At 72.4% G+C, this 16,656-nt stretch carries 13 protein-coding genes; 6 read left to right on the top strand and 7 right to left on the bottom strand.

Annotated elements, in window-relative coordinates; all coding sequences use genetic code 11:
- Positions 1 to 53: 53 nt before the first annotated feature.
- Entirely contained in the window at positions 54 to 3,371 is a 3,318-nt protein-coding gene (locus ABTY40_RS01730) for a S8 family serine peptidase (RefSeq protein WP_352057671.1), read from the bottom strand.
- Between the two features lie 188 nt (positions 3,372 to 3,559).
- Complete coding sequence (locus ABTY40_RS01725) at positions 3,560 to 4,102, bottom strand: CGNR zinc finger domain-containing protein (protein WP_352057670.1); 543 nt, start codon at positions 4,100 to 4,102, stop codon at positions 3,560 to 3,562.
- A gap of 130 nt (positions 4,103 to 4,232) precedes the next feature.
- Here ABTY40_RS01725 and ABTY40_RS01720 point away from each other — a divergent pair, with 130 nt between their 5' ends.
- From ABTY40_RS01720 to ABTY40_RS01700, 5 genes are all read left to right on the top strand, one after another.
- The gene (locus tag ABTY40_RS01720) at positions 4,233 to 4,688 is read left to right on the top strand and encodes a VOC family protein (protein WP_352057669.1); all 456 of its coding nucleotides are present in this window, start codon (positions 4,233 to 4,235) and stop codon (positions 4,686 to 4,688) included.
- 44 nt (positions 4,689 to 4,732) lie between these two features.
- On the top strand, positions 4,733 to 5,608 hold the full coding sequence (locus tag ABTY40_RS01715; RefSeq protein WP_352057668.1) for a pyridoxamine 5'-phosphate oxidase family protein: 876 nt from the start codon (positions 4,733 to 4,735) through the stop codon (positions 5,606 to 5,608).
- On the top strand, positions 5,605 to 6,222 hold the full coding sequence (locus ABTY40_RS01710) for an HPP family protein (RefSeq protein ID WP_502990454.1): 618 nt from the start codon (positions 5,605 to 5,607) through the stop codon (positions 6,220 to 6,222). Before ABTY40_RS01715 ends, ABTY40_RS01710 begins: the two co-directional genes overlap by 4 nt.
- A 29-nt stretch (positions 6,223 to 6,251) precedes the next feature.
- Positions 6,252 to 6,719 carry an NUDIX hydrolase gene (locus tag ABTY40_RS01705; RefSeq protein WP_352057667.1) on the top strand — a complete coding sequence of 156 codons (468 nt, stop codon included), beginning with the start codon at positions 6,252 to 6,254 and terminating at the stop codon, positions 6,717 to 6,719.
- A gap of 99 nt (positions 6,720 to 6,818) precedes the next feature.
- Positions 6,819 to 8,024 carry a serine hydrolase domain-containing protein gene (locus tag ABTY40_RS01700; protein WP_352057666.1) on the top strand — a complete coding sequence of 402 codons (1,206 nt, stop codon included), beginning with the start codon at positions 6,819 to 6,821 and terminating at the stop codon, positions 8,022 to 8,024.
- A gap of 3 nt (positions 8,025 to 8,027) precedes the next feature.
- On the opposite strand, the gene ABTY40_RS01695 is transcribed toward ABTY40_RS01700, so the two are convergent.
- The 5 genes from ABTY40_RS01695 to ABTY40_RS01675 all read right to left on the bottom strand — a co-directional run bounded on the left by ABTY40_RS01695 (position 8,028) and on the right by ABTY40_RS01675 (position 15,762).
- The gene (locus ABTY40_RS01695; RefSeq protein ID WP_352057665.1) at positions 8,028 to 9,035 is read right to left on the bottom strand and encodes a hypothetical protein; all 1,008 of its coding nucleotides are present in this window, start codon (positions 9,033 to 9,035) and stop codon (positions 8,028 to 8,030) included.
- A 202-nt stretch (positions 9,036 to 9,237) separates the two neighbouring features.
- Positions 9,238 to 11,784, bottom strand: a complete 2,547-nt coding sequence (pepN, locus tag ABTY40_RS01690; protein WP_352057664.1) for an aminopeptidase N — start codon at positions 11,782 to 11,784, stop codon at positions 9,238 to 9,240.
- Positions 11,785 to 11,962: 178 nt separating this feature from the next.
- The gene (locus ABTY40_RS01685; RefSeq protein WP_309053935.1) at positions 11,963 to 12,607 is read right to left on the bottom strand and encodes a superoxide dismutase; all 645 of its coding nucleotides are present in this window, start codon (positions 12,605 to 12,607) and stop codon (positions 11,963 to 11,965) included.
- A 211-nt stretch (positions 12,608 to 12,818) separates the two neighbouring features.
- Positions 12,819 to 14,231: an amino acid permease gene (locus ABTY40_RS01680; RefSeq protein WP_352057663.1), complete on the bottom strand. Its 1,413-nt coding sequence runs from the start codon at positions 14,229 to 14,231 to the stop codon at positions 12,819 to 12,821.
- Between the two features lie 115 nt (positions 14,232 to 14,346).
- Positions 14,347 to 15,762 carry an amino acid permease gene (locus tag ABTY40_RS01675; protein WP_352057662.1) on the bottom strand — a complete coding sequence of 472 codons (1,416 nt, stop codon included), beginning with the start codon at positions 15,760 to 15,762 and terminating at the stop codon, positions 14,347 to 14,349.
- 260 nt (positions 15,763 to 16,022) lie between these two features.
- On the opposite strand from ABTY40_RS01675, the gene ABTY40_RS01670 reads away from it, so the two are divergent.
- Positions 16,023 to 16,616, top strand: coding sequence for a biotin transporter BioY (locus tag ABTY40_RS01670; protein WP_352057661.1), 594 nt, complete (start codon positions 16,023 to 16,025; stop codon positions 16,614 to 16,616).
- The last annotated feature ends 40 nt before the right edge of the window (positions 16,617 to 16,656 follow it).

The raw sequence follows: 16,656 nt of genomic DNA, 5'->3' as shown, positions 1-16,656 counted from the left end.
GACGGAGGGGCGGGCACCGGTTCCGGCGCCCGCCCCTCACTGGTACCGCGGTGTTACGGAGTGACCTTGCCGATCAGGACGCTGCCGGAGCCCGCGACGGTGCCGCGCGCGTTGAGCAGCTGGACCTCGCCGAAGAACTGGCGTCCCTCGGGGGCGGGGCCGGCGACCAGGACCTGGGCCGCGACCTCGGCGCTGCCGCCGTTGGCCAGGGGGTAGGTCTTGGCGGAGTCCACCTGGACGCTGCCGAGCGCGGCCGAGTAGTACACGTCCTTGTAGTCGAAGGTCGTGCCGCTCTCGGCGTGCACCGCGTAGCCGTCGATCACGACGGTGTAGGTGCCCGGAGCGGGCTTCACCAGGGAGACGCTCTCCTCGGAGTCGCCGTCGGCGGACTGGCCGACCTGCTTGCCGTCCTTGAGGACGCTCAGGTCGAGGTCGGCCGCCTTGTCGGAGGTGTTGCCGATCGCGATGTCGAGCCGCTCGACGCCCTCACCGATGGTGACGGTCTTCGTCTGCTGCTCGTGGTGCTTGATCGTCGGGGTCTCGACCCGGGCCGAGCCCAGCGGGCCGCCCTTCAGCTTGCCGTCGAGCGCGGCGAAGGAGTTGGTGACGGTCCACTCGACGGCGGCCGGGGTGCCGACCTTCGCCTCGGCCACGGTCTGGACGGCCGGGTCGAAGGAGGCGCCGAGGACGGAGACACCGAGGGTGTACGGGTTGTCCAGCTCGGGCGAGGTCCGGCGGGCCTCGACCTCGATCTCCCAGACGCCCGGCGTCGGGTTGGCGTACGACCGCAGGTCCGGACGGCAGGTGTTCGCCGGGTTGTAGTGCGGGTAGCACGCGGTGGACGCGGTGGACTCGATGGCCACGCCGTACGGGTGGATCGCGATGAACCGGGTCTGGCTCTTGCCCTTCAGGCCCCCGAGGGAGACCTCCAGGGACTTGGCGCCCTCCGGCACGGTCACGAAGTACGACTTGTGGCTGTTGCGCTGGACCGAACCGGCGGCGGAGAAGCCGTAGCCGGGCGCGACCAGGTCGCTCGCGACGACCGAGGTGGCGAGGATCTGCTTGTCCACGCCCTCGGTGCGCTCGTCGTCGGCCTCCAGGATGACGCTGTGCACGCCGGCCGTGGTGGGACGGGCCTGGAGCTTGACGGTGACCGGCTTGTTCAGCGGCAGGTCGATCTCGTCGTCGCCGAGGATGCGGAAGGTGCCGTCGTTGTACTTGAGCTCCAGCTCGTGCTCGATGACCCGGTCCGGGCCGCTCGTGCGCGTGACGGTGACGTCGTAGACCTTCTTCTGGCCGACCTTGAGGCCGCCCTCGCGGTCGTACACACCGGTGCCGGTGCGCGGGGCCGGGAAGATCGCGGTGTCGACCGGGGCCTCGACCTTGTAGTCGTGGGCGGTCGCGCCGTCCTTGATCGCGTCCCAGGCCTCTTCGATGTCGATGAGGCCCGAGCCCTGCTCGTGGGCCGCGACACCGGAGATCCGCTTGGCGGTCGAGGTGAGCGCCGTGCGCAGGGTGAGCGGGGAGAGCTCCAGGCCCTTCTGCTTCGCGGCGGAGAGCAGCAGCGCGCTCGCGCCCGCGACCTGCGGGGAGGACATGGAGGTGCCGTTGAGCATGCCGTAACCGGCGGGCAGCGCGTATCCGGCCTCGGCGACGCCGGAACCGGCCTGCCAGGTCGGGATGGTGTTCACGGCCGAGCCCGGACCGGTGATGGTCGGGGTGAAGCCGCCGTCCTCACGCGGGCCGCGCGAGGAGAAGGGGAACATGGCGTAGGACTTCTCGACGGCCGAGCCGTAGTTGGCGGCCCAGGTCGACTTCGAGATGGCCGCGCCGACCGAGACGACCTTGTCGGCCAGGCCGGGGTCGCCGATGGTGTTGATGCCGGGGCCCGAGTTGCCGGCCGAGATGACCAGCTGGACGCCGTACTCGTCGATGAGACGGGTGTAGAGGCGGGCGCGGACGTTGTCGCCGTCGTTCTGCGCGGGCAGGCCGCCGATCGACATGTTGACGATGTCGACGCCGCGGTGGGCGACGAGGTCCACCATGCCCTCGGTGAGGGCGGTGTTGGTGCAGCCGCCGGTCCACGTGCAGGCACGGGAGGAGACGATCTTCGCGCCGGGCGCGGCACCGCTCATCCGGCCGCCGAAGAGGCCCTTCGCGGCGGTGATGCCGGCGACGTGGGTGCCGTGCGAGGACTCGACCAGGCCGACGTTGACGAAGTCGCGCTTCTGGCCGACCCAGCTGCCGCCCAGCGGGTCCATCGGGACGTCCTTGCGGATCTCCACGACGAACGGGGTCTTCTCGACGACCTCGGTGGCCGGGTTGTCGGTACCGAAGTAGCCGATCTGGTACCCGTCCTTGTACGGCTTCATCGGCGCGTTGTCCGTGAAGTCGTTGTTCTGGTCGGTGTCCACGCGGACGGTGCCGGCGGCCGGGTCGTACAGCAGACCGAAGACGTCGGTGGTGTCGCCGTCGCGGTTGATGTCACCGGCCGGGTCGCCGCCCGCGGTGACCGACTCGCTGAAGCGGCTCCACTGGTACGAGCCCTCCGGGGCCTTCCAGCTCTGGGTCGCCGCGGTGAAGACGGGGCCGGAGACCGGGGTGACCTGGGCGCGCCAGGTGCCGTCGCTCTCGGTCAGCGGGTCGGTGGCGGTGACCCAGTCGACGATCTTGCGCTCGCCGGTGGTGGTCTTCTGCAGGGCCGGGTGGCCCAGGTCGACGCCCGAGTCCAGGATGCCGATGGTCACCCCGCGGCCGTCGGCCTTCGGGTGGTCCTCGACGAAGTCGACCGCGCCCGTCTCGTGGGACGGGTTGTACGGGTTCTTCGCCGGGGTGCTCTTCGAGGGCGCCGGGTAGGTGCGCGTGACGGTGGTGCCCTCGACGGCACCGGTGGCGGCGCCCGCGTCCGGGGTCGGGTCGTCCAGCGGGATCTCGGCCTGGAGGTCGATCGACTGGACGGAGGAGAGCTTGGCGGCGGCCTTGATCGCCGCGTCGGCCTTGCCGGTGGGCAGGGTGGCGCGGACGTAGCCGAGCTTGTCCTCCCGCTTGCCGACGGAGGCGCCCTGGAGCGCGTCGAGCTGGCCGGCGACCTGCTCGGTGGCGCCGGGGGCGGTGGCGACGAGGATCGTGACGTTCTTCTCGCCGCTCGCCTCGGCCTCGGAGAGGCGCTGCGCGTCCGTGGCGCCGAGCTTGTCGGCGGGCTCGGTGGACTTGACCGGGGGAGTGGTCGCCGGGTCCTCGGCGGCCAGGACCGGGGCGGCACCGGCCGCGACGAGCGCGGTCACCAGTCCGGCGGCGGCGGCGATGCGGGCCGCACGTCTCCCGGGGGTCGAGCGCCCGGGTATGGAGCTCTGGGTTTCGGGGGTGGTCATTTACATCCCTGTTTGTGAAAAGAGAGGGTCCGGATTTCGGTACCGGATGACCGCTCAGCCTTTCGCAAATGACAGGGGTTTGGGGAGAGTTGCCGGGTGTCCGGATGGGCCGATGGCGTACATCCGCCATCATGCCCGATCCGCCATCGGGAGCGAAACACCCCCAACCGGGGTGAGTCGCCCGGGATTCAGCTGTCCTTCGTACGGGCGTAGTGGCGCGAGGCCTTGGCCCGGTTGCCGCAGGTCGCCATCGAGCACCAGCGCCGGGTGCCGTTGCGCGAGGTGTCGAAGAAGTGCAGGACGCAGGCCTCGTGGGCGCAGGCGCGGATGCGGTCGGGGGCGGTGCGCAGCAGGTCGAGGTAGTCGCGGGCGGCGATCCAGCCGGGGCCCCGGGCCGGGTCGGCGAACTCCGCCTCCTCGCCGGGGCCCTCGGTGGTGAGGGTGGCCCGGATGCGGCCGTGACCGAGGACCGCGTCGACCCGGGCGGTGGCGCCGGGGTCACCGGGCCGGTCGACGAGCGCGGCGAGGGCGTCCCGGGCGGCGAGGGTGTGGCGCAGGGTCGGGGCGTCGGCGGTGAAGCGCCCGTCGAGGCCGTTGGCGGCGAGCCAGACCGCGAGGCCCTCCTCGTCGGTGAGCAGGTCCTGGAGGACGCCCTCGTGATTCCAGCGGGTGTTGAGCAGGTCGAGCGAGACGGGCTCGCCGGTGAGCGGCCGTGGGTCGGGAGCGGTCATGGCGGCACCTTCCTCGCAGGACTAACCCCTCAAGGGTACGTGAGCGGTTGACGCTCGCGATCTCTAACCTCTAAAGTCGAATTAACAGGTTAGCCCGCACGGGCCGGCCACCACCGGGAGGGGAATCACCATGTCCGCCATCGGCACGCTCGCCACCCACCACGTCGGCCTGAACGTCACCGACCTGGACCGCTCCCTCGCCTTCTACGGCGAGGTCCTCGGCTTCGAACTCCTCCGCGAGGGCACCGAGGACGCCCGCCGCTACGCCCTGCTCGGCCAGGACGGCCGCCTCGTCCTCACGCTCTGGCAGCAGGCCGGCGAGACCTTCGACGCGGGCCGGGCCGGCCTGCACCACCTCGCCTTCGAAGCCGAGTCCCTCGACCACGTCCGCGCCGCCGAGTCCGCGCTCACCGCCCGCGGCGCCGCCTTCGCCCACGAGGGCGTCGTCGCCCACCGCGAGGGCGCGGCCTCCGGCGGCATCTTCTTCCACGACCCGGACGGCACCCGCCTGGAGATCTCCGTCCCGCACGGCGCGGACGGCGCCCCGGCCCCTTCGGGAGAGGCCCCCACCTGCGGCTTCTTCTGACCGCCCCGCAGCCGACCGCCCACTCGCCCCCCGTGGAGTCCCGCATGACCGCGTATCACCACGGCTCCCTCGCCGTGCAGGAACGGCTCGGCGTCCGGCAGCTCGCCGAGCACGTCGGCCGCTCGCTCCTTTCCACCCTCCGCCCGGTCGCCGCCGCCTTCCTCCAGGCCCAGCCCCTGCTGGTCGTCGGCGTCACCGACGACCGGGGCCGGGTCGGGGCGCACCTGCTCACCGGTGAGCCCGGCTTCGTCCGCGCGACGGGCCCGCGCACCGTCTCGGTGGCCGCCGCCCTCCCCGGCGGACCGCTCGCCGACCCGGCCGCCGGCACCCCCGTCGGCACCCTCGCCCTCGACCCCCGCACCCGGCGCCGCATGCGCCTCAACGGCCGGGCCCGCCCCACCGGCGAGGGCTTCACGATCGAGGCCGAGGAGGTCTTCTCCAACTGCCCCAGATACCTCCAGAAGCGGGAGCTGTACGGCTCCGGCCCCACCGGACGCCCCGGCCCCGGCGCCGTACGCCGCGGTGAGGCGCTCACCCCCGGGCAGACGCGCCGCATCCGCGCCGCCGACACCTTCTTCGTCGCCACCTCCGCACCCGACGGAATGGACGCGAGCCACCGCGGCGGCAACCCCGGCTTCGTCCGCGTGGACGGCCCCCGCGACCTCAGCTGGCGCGACTACCCGGGCAACGCGATGTTCCTCACCCTGGGCAACCTGGAGACGGACGGCCGCGCCGGAATCCTCTTCCTGGACTGGAAGACGGGGACGACCCTGCAGCTCAGCGGCCACGCCCGGACGGAGTACGGTCAAGAGGAGCGGATCGTTCACTTCCGGATCGACGGCGTCGTCGAGACCCCGGCCGCCGGCCCCCTGCGCTGGTCGGCGCCGGAGTTCTCCCCGGCCAACCCGACCACCCCGTGACCGCCCCGCTCCTCGCCGCCCGCACGCGGACACCCGACATCCATGACCCCGAGGAACCCGTGACCACCACCCCGGCTCCCGAGGCCACCGTGCCCGCCGCCCCGTCCGCCCCCGCCGCCCCCGCCCCGGCCACCGTCCGGCTCCGCCCGCCCGCCCGGCCGCGCCCCCTGGCGGTGCTCGCCGCCACCGCCGCCAGCACCGCCGCGCTGCTCCTGCTCGTCGCCCTCGGCACGGTGCTCCACCACCCCCTGCTCATACCGCCGCTCGCCGCGAGCATGGCCCTGGTCGCGGCCTCGCCCGAGCTGCCGCTCTCCCAGCCCCGCTCCCTCGTCGGCGGCCAGCTGCTCTCCGCCCTCACCGGCTTCGCCGTGCTCGCCGTCGCGGGCCCCGGCCTGTGGAGCGCCGCCGCCGCCGGCGGCCTCGCGCTCGGCGTGATGATGCTCGCCCGCACCCCGCACTCCCCGGCCGCCGCCACCGCCGTGATCGTCGCCCTCCAGGACCCGCCCTTCCTGGTCTTCACCGCCCTGCTCGTCCTCTCCTGCCTCCTCCTCGTCGCGGTCGGCCTCACCGCCGCCCGCGCCACCCGCCGCACGTACCCCGCCTACTGGTTCTAGAAGCGCGAGGGATCGCCTAACCTCGCGACATGAAGCAGGAGTTGCGGGTGGCGGCCTACGCCGTGTGCGTACGGGACGGGGAGATACTGCTGGCCCGCTGGGTGGCCCGGGACGGCACCAAGCGGTGGACCCTGCCCGGTGGCGGCATGGACCACGGCGAGGAACCCGTCGCGACCGTCGTCCGCGAGGTCGAGGAGGAGACCGGCTACCTCAGCGAACCCACGGCCCTCCTCGGCGTCGACTCCGTCCTGCGCACCTGGACACCCCGCCTCGGCATCCCCGGCTCCTTCCAGGGCCTCCGCCTCCTCTACGAGGCCCGGATCACCGGGGGTGCCCTCCGCAACGAGACCGGCGGCTCCACCGACCTCGCCGCCTGGCACCCCCTGGACTCCGTCGCCGATCTGCCCCGGGTCGAACTCGTCGACATCGGGCTCGACCTGTGGCGCGAGCGGCCCCCGCTCGGCCGCTCCCGGCTCACCGGCCCGGCGAACGGCTGAAAAACGCTCAACCGGCGCGGGGCGGCGCAACCCTGGCCGCCCGCCCGCGGTCCTCCCCGCCGACCGCAGTACCTCCGAACACAGATCAGGGGACACCGCATGTCAGCCGTACGCACCACACGCGCCGCGCTCGCCACCGCCCTCGTGGCCGGCCTCACCGTCACCGCCCTCGCCACACCGGCCCTGGCCGCCCCGGCCGAGCGGGACCACGCGGCGACCCAGCGGGCGCTCCAGGCCGCCGTCGACGCCGGCGTCCCGGGCGCTGTCGCCCAGGCGCGGAACGGGCGAACCTCCTGGACCGGCACCGCCGGTGACCGCGGCGGCGACGACCGCTACCGGGTGGGCTCCATCACCAAGACGTTCGTGGCCACCGTCCTCCTCCAGCTCCAGGCCGAGGGACGGATCGACCTCGACGACCCGGTCGAGAAGTGGCTGCCCGGCCTGGTGCGGGGCAACGGCCACGACGGCCGGAAGATCACCGTCCGCCAGCTCCTCAACCACACCAGCGGCATCTACGACTACACGGCGGACCCCGGATTCGGGGCCAAGACCTTCGGCCCCGGATTCCTGGAGCACCGCTACGACACCTGGGCCCCCCAGCAGCTCGTCGGCATCGCCATGGAGCACCGGCCGGAGTTCGCCCCCGGCACCTCCTGGAAGTACTCCAACACCAACTTCGTCCTGGCCGGTCTGGTGATCGAGAAGGTCACCGGACGCCCCTACGGCAAGGCCGTCGAGAACCGGATCGTCAAGCCGCTGAAGCTCCGCTCCACCAGCGTCCCCGGCACCCGGCCGACCGTGCGCGGACCGCACAGCCCCGCCTACTCCACCCTCTCGGCCGACCCGAACGCGCCCGTGCACGACGTCACCGAGCTCAACCCCTCCCTCGCCCACGCGGCCGGCGAGATGATCTCCGACTCCGCCGACCTCCAGACCTTCTACCGGGCCCTCCTCCAGGGCCGGCTGCTCCCGAAGAACGAGATGCGCGAACTGACCACCGCCGTCCCGGTCTCCCCCCAGCACCCCCAGTTCCGCTACGGACTCGGCATCTCCTGGCAGAAGCTCGGCTGCGGAACCGAGATCTGGGGCCACGGCGGCGGCATCCACGGCTCCCTCTCCGAGGCGTACACCACCCGCGACGGCCGGCACTCCCTCGCCGCCAACATCAACGCCGACTGGACGGGTGACACGCAGGCGATCATCGAGGCCGAGTTCTGCGGCACGGAGCCGAAGCCCGCGGCGGGCAACGCGGACCCGAAGGGGCTCGCCGCGAAGGCCGCGGCCGGGCTCCTTCCGGCCGGCTGACCCTCACCGGGGCAGGACGACGACGTAGGCGGCGGGCTGCCGGTCCGACGCGGCCACCAGGGCCGTACGGACGACGGTGGCCTGCTGCTCCGCCGACTCCCGCAGCTTGCGCGGGGTCAGGTGGACGACGGTGATCCCGAGCCGCTCCAAGTGCTCGCGCTTGCGGGTGCACTCGGACCACCGCGCGTCGTCGTCCTCGCGCGGCGCCCGGGTGTCCAGCTCGACCGCGACCGCCTGGTCCGGCCAGTAGGCGTCGACTCCGCCCAGGTGCGGGCCGCCCGGCAGCCGCAGGTCCACGTTCCACAGCGGGTCCGGCAGCCCGAAGGCGCGCACCATCTCGTAGAGCCGCTCCTCCGACAGGGACCGCCCCTCGGCCAGCAGCGTGTCCACGGCGTCCACGACGTGTGGGCGGGTGAGCAGCCGGGCCCGGTTCAGCTCGCGGACCACCGGGCCCGGCTCGCAGTGCCCGCCCCGGACCGCCTCGGTGAGCACCCGCCGTACCGCCTCCGGGTCGGTCAGCGCCGCCACCGCGTCGGCGACCGCCCGGGCCACCGGGGCGACCGGCAGACCGGTCACCTCCACCGGCTCCGGCGTCTCGGGCGCCCGCACCACCCGCACCCAGCCGGTCGAGCGCAGCCGCCGGGTCCGGGGCACCAGCACGTCGATCCGGTCGAGCGCGGTGAGCGGGGGAGCGGCCGTGAAGCCGTGCAGGGCCAGCGCGGCGAGACCCGTGATCATCGGCTGCGGTCCCTGGACGGGCACGGCCCCGTCCCTGCGGGCGTACAGGAGGGCGGCGACCAGCCGGTCCTCGCTGGTGGGCCGTCCCGGGCGGAGCAGGAAGACACCGGGCAGCAACTGCCGCCAGTCACCCCCGGGGGCGCAGCGGGCGGCGACCTCGGCACCGGTCAGCCCCTGCGCCCGCAACTGGGCGACGGTGGCGAGGCGTTGCGTACCGGGGGTGCGGGAGGCGCGGGGGAGGGGGCGGGGGGAGATGGGGGTGTTGTGGTTCATGCCGGGGGTCTTCCGCTTCCGAAGGGTCCCCTAACCCCTGTTACACGCTCGTCGACATTCCGGGACAACCTCGCCCTAAAGTACGCACGTTCGAATGCCGATGAGGGCTCCCGGTCAGGCGACCGGGCCGCCCCCGCGACGAGGGCCCCGGTGCCGCGCCCTCCCGCGCGCCACCGGGGCCCTCGTCGTACCGGCCGCGCCGCTACGAGGCCATGGCGTCGCAGGCCTGCGCCCGCAGCGCCCGCGCCAGGTCGTCCCGCGCCTCCAGGACCAGGCGGCGCAGGGCCGGGGCCGCCCCGGCGTGCTCCGACAGCCAGGCGTCCGTCGCCGCGAGGGTCTCCTCCCGGTCCTGGAGCGCCGGGAAGAGACCCTGGACCACGTCCATGCCGATCTGGATGGACCGGTCGGCCCACAGCCGCTCGATCGCCGCGAAGTACTTCTCCGCGTAGGGGGCGGTCAGTTCCCGCTGCGAGGGCTGGGCGAAGCCCGCGATCGTCGCGCCCACCAGCGCGTTCGACAGGGCGTCCGACTCGACGACCTGCGCCCAGGCCTGCGCCTTGACCTCCGCCGCCGGCCGCGAGGCGAGCAGCCGGACCTGGTGGCGCTTGCCCGTCGCCGTGTCGTCCCGGGCCAGTTCCTCGCCGATCCGGGCCTCGTCGGCCCGCCCGTGCGCGGCCAGCGGCGACAGCAGCGCCCAGCGCAGCTCCTGGTCGACGTCGAGCCCGTCGATCTTCGCCGTACCGTCCAGCAGCCCCTCCAGGAGCTGGAAGTCCGCCTCGGACCCGGCCACGGACGCGAAGAAGCGCGCCCAGGTCAGCTGCTGCTCGCTGCCCGGCTCGGCGAGCCGCAGCTCGCGCAGTCCGCCCTCGGCGAGCAGCCGCCCGCCCTCCTCGCGCCACGCGGGGGCCGCGTAGCGGGTGACCGCCGTCCGCGCCCAGGTGTGCACCATCTGGAGCACGCCGATGTCGGTCTCGCGGCCCGCGTGGGCGAGCGCCACGGAGACGAAGTCCCGGGCCGGCATCAGGCCGTCGCGGGTCAGGTTCCACAGCGCCGACCAGCACAGCGCCCGCGCCAGCGGGTCCGTGACGTCCCCGAGGTGCGTCCGCAGGGTGGCGAGCGAACCCTCGTCGAAGCGGACCTTGCAGTACGTCAGGTCGTCGTCGTTCACCAGGACCAGGTCCGGCCGCTCGGCGCCGGCCAGCTCCGTGACCACCGTCCGGGTGCCCGTCACGTCCACCTCGGCGCGGGCGTACCGGACGAGCTCACCGCCGGTGAGCCGGTAGAGGCCCACGGCGGCCCGGTGCGGGCGCGGCTCCGCGCCGTCCTGGACGACGGCGAGCTCGGTGATCCGGCCCTCCGCGTCGTAGGTGACGGCCGGGGTCAGGGTGTTCACGCCGGAGGTCTGGAGCCAGGACTTGGCCCAGGCCTTCATGTCGCGGCCGGAGGTCTCCTCCAGGACGGACAGCAGATCGGCCAGGCGCGTGTTGCCGTACGCGTGCCGCTTGAAGTAGATCCGCGCCCCCTCCAGGAACGCGTCCCGGCCGGCGTAGGCGACGAGCTGCTTGAGGACGGAGGCGCCCTTGGCGTAGGTGATGCCGTCGAAGTTGAGCTTGGCGTCCTCCAGGTCACGGATGTCGGCCGTGATCGGGTGCGTGGACGGAAGCTGGTCGGCCCGGTAGGCCCAGGCCTTGCGGTTGTTGGCGAAGGTGACCCAGCTGTTGGTGAAGCGGGTCGCCTCGGCGAGCGAGAAGGAGCCCATGAAGTCGGCGAAGGACTCCTTGAGCCACAGGTCGTCCCACCAGACCATGGTCACCAGGTCGCCGAACCACATGTGGGCCATCTCGTGCAGGACGACGTTGGCCCGGCGCTCGTACGCCGCCTGCGTCACCTTGCCCCGGTAGATGTACTCCTCGGTGAAGGTGACCAGACCCGGGTTCTCCATCGCGCCGAGGTTGTACTCGGGCACGAACGCCTGGTCGTACTTGCCGAAGGGGTACGGGTAGTCGAAGTTGTCGTGGAAGAAGTCGAGCCCCTGCTTGGTGACGAGGAAGACGTCGTCCGCGTCGAAGTGCCGGGCGAGCCCCTTGCGGCACATCGCGCCCAGCGGGATCTCCAGGTCCCCGCGCGTGTACGTGTCCGTCACGTAGTGGTACGGGCCGGCGACGACACAGGTGATGTACGAGGAGATGGGCGCGGTCTCCGCGAACCGCCACACGCCGTCCTCGCCCCGCTCGCCCGCGCCGTTCGACCAGACCGTCCAGCCCTCGGGCGCGGTCACCTCGAAGCGGTACGGGGCCTTGAGGTCGGGCTGCTCGAAGGTGGCGTAGACCCGGCGCGCGTCGGCCGGCTCGTACTGCGTGTAGAGGTAGACCTCGCCGTCCTCCGGGTCCACGAAGCGGTGCATGCCCTCGCCGGTGCGGCTGTAGGCGCACTGGGCGTCGACGACCAGGACGTTGTCGTCGGCGAGTTCGTCGAGGGTGACGCGGGCGCCGTCGAAGACGGCCGCCGGGTCCAGGGAGCGCCCGTTGAGGGTGACGGCGTTCACCGAGGGGGCGATCAGGTCGACGAAGGTCGAGGTGCCCGAGCCCGTGCGGCGGAACCGGACGGTCGTGACCGAGCGGAAGGTGCGGACCGCCTCCTCGGAGTCACCGACCGCCGAGCGCAGGTCGAGGGCGACCTCGTAGGCGTCGACGGACAGCAGCTCGGCCCGCTCGCGGGCCTCGTCGCGGGACAGGTTCTCACCGGGCACGGTCACTCCTTCGTGGCGCGTTCGAAACAGCCCCGATCCTCCCACGGGCCCCGGGGGACGGAAGAACCCCCGTGAGTCACGTCCTCACGGGGGTTCTTCTTTCATCCGCCCGCAGGTGAAGGTTGAGAAGACGATCACGAGCAGGACGCCGGGGGCGGGCGGCGCGGGCCGCCGCCGGTCAGAAGGAGATCAGCGGGACGCTGGCCTTCGCCGCCTGGTAGCGCTTGTTCACGTCCTGCCAGTTGACGACCTGCCACATGGCCTCGATGAAGTCCACCTTCTGGTTCTTGTACTGCAGGTAGAAGGCGTGCTCCCAGGCGTCGAAGACCAGGATCGGGACCGAGCCCTGGCCGACGTTGCCCTGGTGGTCGTAGACCTGCTCCACGATCAGGCGGCCGCTGATCGGCTCGTAGGCGAGGACGCCCCAGCCGGAGCCCTGGGTGGTGGCGGAGGCCTTCGTCAGCTGCGCCTTGAACTTGGCGAAGGAGCCGAAGGACTCGGTGATCGCGTCCGCGAGGTCACCGACGCCGTCGGCGGCCAGCGGCTCGCCGCCGCCCCCGTCCTTCGGGCTGTTCATGTTGTTCCAGTAGATGCTGTGCAGGATGTGGCCGGAGAGGTGGAACGCCAGGTTCTTCTCCAGGCCGTTGATGGAGCCCCACTGCTCCTTGTCGCGGGCCTCCTCCAGCTGCTCCAGCGTGTCGTTCGCGCCCTTGACGTACGCGGCGTGGTGCTTGTCGTGGTGCAGCTCGATGATCTGCGGATTGATCACCGGCTCCAGCGCCGCGTAGTCGTACGGCAGCTCCGGAAGGGTGTAGATCGCCATGTGCCCGGCTCCTTCGACAGCGTGCTTATTGCAACCTATATGCAAGTGCAGGCTAACAGTAGGTGCGGCAGAAGTTGATCAGACCCTGGACCTAGGTCCTCGGACGCCCCCGGTGGTCGCGACGCCGGGCGCGCCGCGGACCGGCCCCGGACGCGGCGGAGCCCCCGGACCGTGGTCGGTCCGGGGGCTCCGGGAAACAGCGGGGGGTGTGTCAGGAGGCGCGGCGCGCTGCGGCCTTCTGCCGGACGAAGCCGACCGCGGCCAGCAGGACGGTGAGGCCGCCCGTCCAGTACAGCTGCACGCGGGTGCCCTCCTCGCGGGCCATCAGGAGGAAGATCGCCGCCATGCCGGCCAGCGCCACCCAGGTCAGCACCGGGAACGCCCACATCTTCACGACCAGCTTCTCCGGCTCCTCGCGCTCGGTGCGGCGGCGCAGCACCAGCTGCGAGGCGGCGATGAAGAACCAGACGACGAGGATGATCGCGCCGATCGTGTTGAGCAGCCAGATGAAGATGTCGTTCGGCCGCCAGTAGCTCAGCAGCACGCAGGCGAAGCCGAAGACGGAGGAGACGAGCACCGCCGGGCGCGGCACCCCGCCGTAGAGGCGGCCCAGCGCCTTCGGTCCCTGGCCGCGGGCGACCAGCGAGCCGGCCATGCGGGAGGCGCCGTAGATGTTGGCGTTCATCGCGGAGAGCAGGGCGATCAGCACGACCACGTTCATGATCTGGCCGGCCGCCGGGATGCCCAGGTGGTCGAGGGTGGCCACGTACGGGCCCTTCTCGACGACCGCCTTGTCGTCCCACGGCACGAGCGTGACGATGACCGCCATGGAGCCGATGTAGAACAGCGCGATCCGCCACATCGCCGTACGGACCGCCTTGGCGACGCCCTGCACCGGGTGCTCCGACTCGGCCGCCGCGATGGTGACGGTCTCCAGGCCGCCGTACGCGAAGACCGAGGCCAGCAGACCCACGATCAGGCCCTCGGAGCCGTGCGGGAAGAAGCCGCCGTCACCGGTCAGGTTGGTGGTGCCCGGCGCGTCGCTGCCCGGCAGCGCGCCCACGATCGCGAGGACGCCGATGCCGAGGAAGAGGACGATCGCGCCGACCTTGAGGGCGGCGAACCAGAACTCGAACTCGCCGAAGTTCTTCACCGCCGCCAGGTTGGTGCCGCAGAAGACCAGCATGAACAGGGCGACCCAGGCCCACTCGGGCGTCCCCGGGAACCAGCCGGTCATGATCTTCGCGGCGCCGATGCCCTCCAGGCCGACGGCCACGCAGAGCAGGAACCAGAAGGCCCAGCCCGCGGTGAACCCGGCCCACGAGCCGAAGGCCCGCTCGGCGTGGACGGAGAAGGAGCCGGAGGCCGGGTTGGCCGCCGACATCTCGCCGAGCATGCGCATCACCAGCATGACGAGCAGGCCGGAGAGCGCGTAGGCGACCACGATGGAGGGGCCGGCGGCGGCGATGCCGGCGCCGGACCCCACGAAGAGGCCGGCCCCGATCACGCCGCCGAGGGCGATCATGGAGAGATGGCGCTGCTTGAGGCCGTGGGAGAGGCCGTCGGCAGGAGCGGACGCGCCGTCCTTGCGGTCGGCCGGCGCGGGCGCGGTGGTCCGGGGCATGGGCGAACCCTGTTCAGTAGCCGAGACGGGGAGGGAGCCACAGTCTGTGGGCCCGCACCGCTGGCAGGGAACAGATGTCCGCTATACGGTCACGATCTTCACACAAGGTGAAGAGTCAGTTCCGTTTCGGTGAGGGGGCGGAAGAGGCCGAACGGGTACGGAATTCCCGTACCCACGCCACCAGGAGCACCGCGCCGGTCGCCGCCGCCGACCACAGCACCTGCGGACGCGCCCCCTCGTCCGTCAGCATCAGCACGACCACCGCCGCCATCGCGGCCAGCGCCAGCCAGGTCAGCCACGGGAAGCCCCACATCCGCAGCGTCAGCGTCTGTGGTGCCTCCCGCTCGATCCGGCGCCGCAGCCGCAGCTGCGAGACCGCGATCAGCGCCCACACGAACAGCAGCACCGCGCCCACCGCGTTGAGCATGTAGAGGAAGACGGAATCCGGCCACTTCAGATTGAGCAGGACGGAGACGAACCCGAAGGCCACCGAGGCGAGCACCGCGCGCCGCGGCACCCCGCCCGCCGAGACCCGCAGCAGCCCTCGCGGCGCCTCCCCGCGCTCGGCCAGCGAGAACACCATCCGGGACGACCCGTACAGATTGGCGTTGAGCGCCGAGAGCAGCGCCACGAACACCACCACGTTCATGATCTGACCGGCCGCCGGCACCCCGATCGCGTCCAGCACGGCCACGTACGGCGAGCGGCCCGGCTCCATCGCCGTCCACGGCAGCAGCGTCACCACGACCAGCATCGAGCCCACGTAGAAGAACAGAATGCGCCAGACCGCGCTGCGCACCGCCCGCGCCACGTTCCGCGCCGGGTCCTCCGTCTCGGCCGCCGCGATCGTGACGACCTCCAGGCCGCCGAAGGCGAAGACGACGGCGAGGACCCCGGAGACGACGCCCTCCGCGCCGTGCGGCAGGAAACCGCCCTGCCCGGTGAGGTTGGCGAGGCCCACCGGATCGGTGTCCGGCAGCCAGCCCGCGATCGCGAGGACACCCAGGACAAGGAAGAGGACGATCGCCCCGACCTTGAGCGCGGCGAACCAGAACTCGAACTCGCCGAAGTTCTTCACCGCCGCCAGGTTGGCCGCCGTGAAGACCAGCATGAAGACCAGCACCCACGCCCACTGCGGGAACCCCGGCACCCAGCCGTTCGCGATCCGCGCCGCGCCCGTCGCCTCCACGGCGAGGACGACCACGAGCAGGAACCAGTACAGCCAGCCCACCGAAAAGCCCGCCCAGCGCCCCAGCGCCCGCTCGGCGTGGACGGAGAAGGCGCCGGAGGCCGGCATCGCCGCCGACATCTCGCCCAGCATCCGCATCACCAGCATCGCGAGCGTCCCGGCGATCAGGTACGAGAGCACGATCCCGGGCCCCGCGACGGCGATGCCCGCGCCCGAACCGACGAAGAGACCGGCGCCGATGACCCCGCCGAGCCCCAGCATCGTCAGGTGACGCTGCTTCAGACCGTGGGAGAGGGGCTCGGGTTCGGCGAGCGGGGAGGACGGCGGGGCGTCGGCGCGCATGGTGGGCTCGTGCTCTCGGGGAAGGGACACCTTTATGGGGACCCCACAGTCTCCCTGTTGACCGGGTCCGGAGGCAAAAGGGGCGTCTCGCAGCGAGTCGCCAGTGACCAGGGTCACGTGGCGTCGCGCATGATTTTCCTCTTTTGTCGAAACCCCATGAAGTGCTGAGCTCCGGCTTTGTCGACGCCTCACGGTGATCGGGCGTTCACTCCTGGCATAGCGTCAACGTGTCCCTCCACCCTCACCCCCGCGGAGTAACGATGAGCACCGCCGCCGCCCCCGCCCGCACCCTCCGTACGGGCACCGTCCTCGCCGATCTGCTCCCCGCGAGCCGCGCCCGCGACATCGCCCTCGTCGCCGGCGGCGCCGCCCTCACCGGCCTCGCCGCCCAGCTCTCCGTCCCGGTCCCCGGCTCCCCGGTCCCGGTCTCCGGCCAGACCTTCGCCGCCCTGCTCGTCGGCACCGCGCTCGGCGCCCGCCGCGGCTTCCTCTCCCTGGCGCTGTACGCGCTGGTCGGCATGGCGGGCGTGCCGTGGTTCGCCCAGGGCACCTCCGGCTACGCGATGCCGTCCTTCGGCTACATCCTCGGCATGCTGCTCGCCGCCACCGTCGTCGGCGCCCTCGCCCGCCGCGGCGCCGACCGCTCGGTCCTGCGCACCGCCGGCACCATGGTCCTCGGCTCCGCGATCATCTACGCGGTCGGCGTGCCCTACCTGGCCCTCGCCACCGGCATGACCCTCGGCCAGGCGGTCACCGCCGGCCTGGTCCCCTTCCTCATCGGCGACGCCCTCAAGGCCGCCCTCGCCATGGGCGCCCTCCCGGCGGCCTGGAAGCTCGCGGGCCGCTCCTCCTGACCCGCCGCACGGACACGCGAAGGGCCCCGCCGCTCCCAGG

It is taken from the genome of Streptomyces sp. NPDC126503 (assembly GCF_040302405.1).
In the GTDB taxonomy this organism is placed as follows: domain Bacteria; phylum Actinomycetota; class Actinomycetes; order Streptomycetales; family Streptomycetaceae; genus Streptomyces; species Streptomyces gulbargensis.
The sequence above is the reverse complement of the archived record's forward strand: the minus strand, read 5'-3'. Positions and strand labels throughout refer to the sequence as shown.

Coding starts and splice junctions, on each gene's coding strand:
- ABTY40_RS01680 (WP_352057663.1), bottom strand. CDS start 14,231: ATGCCCCGGACCACCGCGCCCGCGCCGGCCGACCGCAAGGACGGCGCG.
- ABTY40_RS01705 (WP_352057667.1), top strand. CDS start 6,252: ATGAAGCAGGAGTTGCGGGTGGCGGCCTACGCCGTGTGCGTACGGGAC.
- ABTY40_RS01725 (WP_352057670.1), bottom strand. CDS start 4,102: ATGACCGCTCCCGACCCACGGCCGCTCACCGGCGAGCCCGTCTCGCTC.
- ABTY40_RS01685 (WP_309053935.1), bottom strand. CDS start 12,607: ATGGCGATCTACACCCTTCCGGAGCTGCCGTACGACTACGCGGCGCTG.
- ABTY40_RS01720 (WP_352057669.1), top strand. CDS start 4,233: ATGTCCGCCATCGGCACGCTCGCCACCCACCACGTCGGCCTGAACGTC.
- ABTY40_RS01715 (WP_352057668.1), top strand. CDS start 4,733: ATGACCGCGTATCACCACGGCTCCCTCGCCGTGCAGGAACGGCTCGGC.
- ABTY40_RS01675 (WP_352057662.1), bottom strand. CDS start 15,762: ATGCGCGCCGACGCCCCGCCGTCCTCCCCGCTCGCCGAACCCGAGCCC.
- ABTY40_RS01670 (WP_352057661.1), top strand. CDS start 16,023: ATGAGCACCGCCGCCGCCCCCGCCCGCACCCTCCGTACGGGCACCGTC.
- ABTY40_RS01700 (WP_352057666.1), top strand. CDS start 6,819: ATGTCAGCCGTACGCACCACACGCGCCGCGCTCGCCACCGCCCTCGTG.
- ABTY40_RS01730 (WP_352057671.1), bottom strand. CDS start 3,371: ATGACCACCCCCGAAACCCAGAGCTCCATACCCGGGCGCTCGACCCCC.
- ABTY40_RS01695 (WP_352057665.1), bottom strand. CDS start 9,035: ATGAACCACAACACCCCCATCTCCCCCCGCCCCCTCCCCCGCGCCTCC.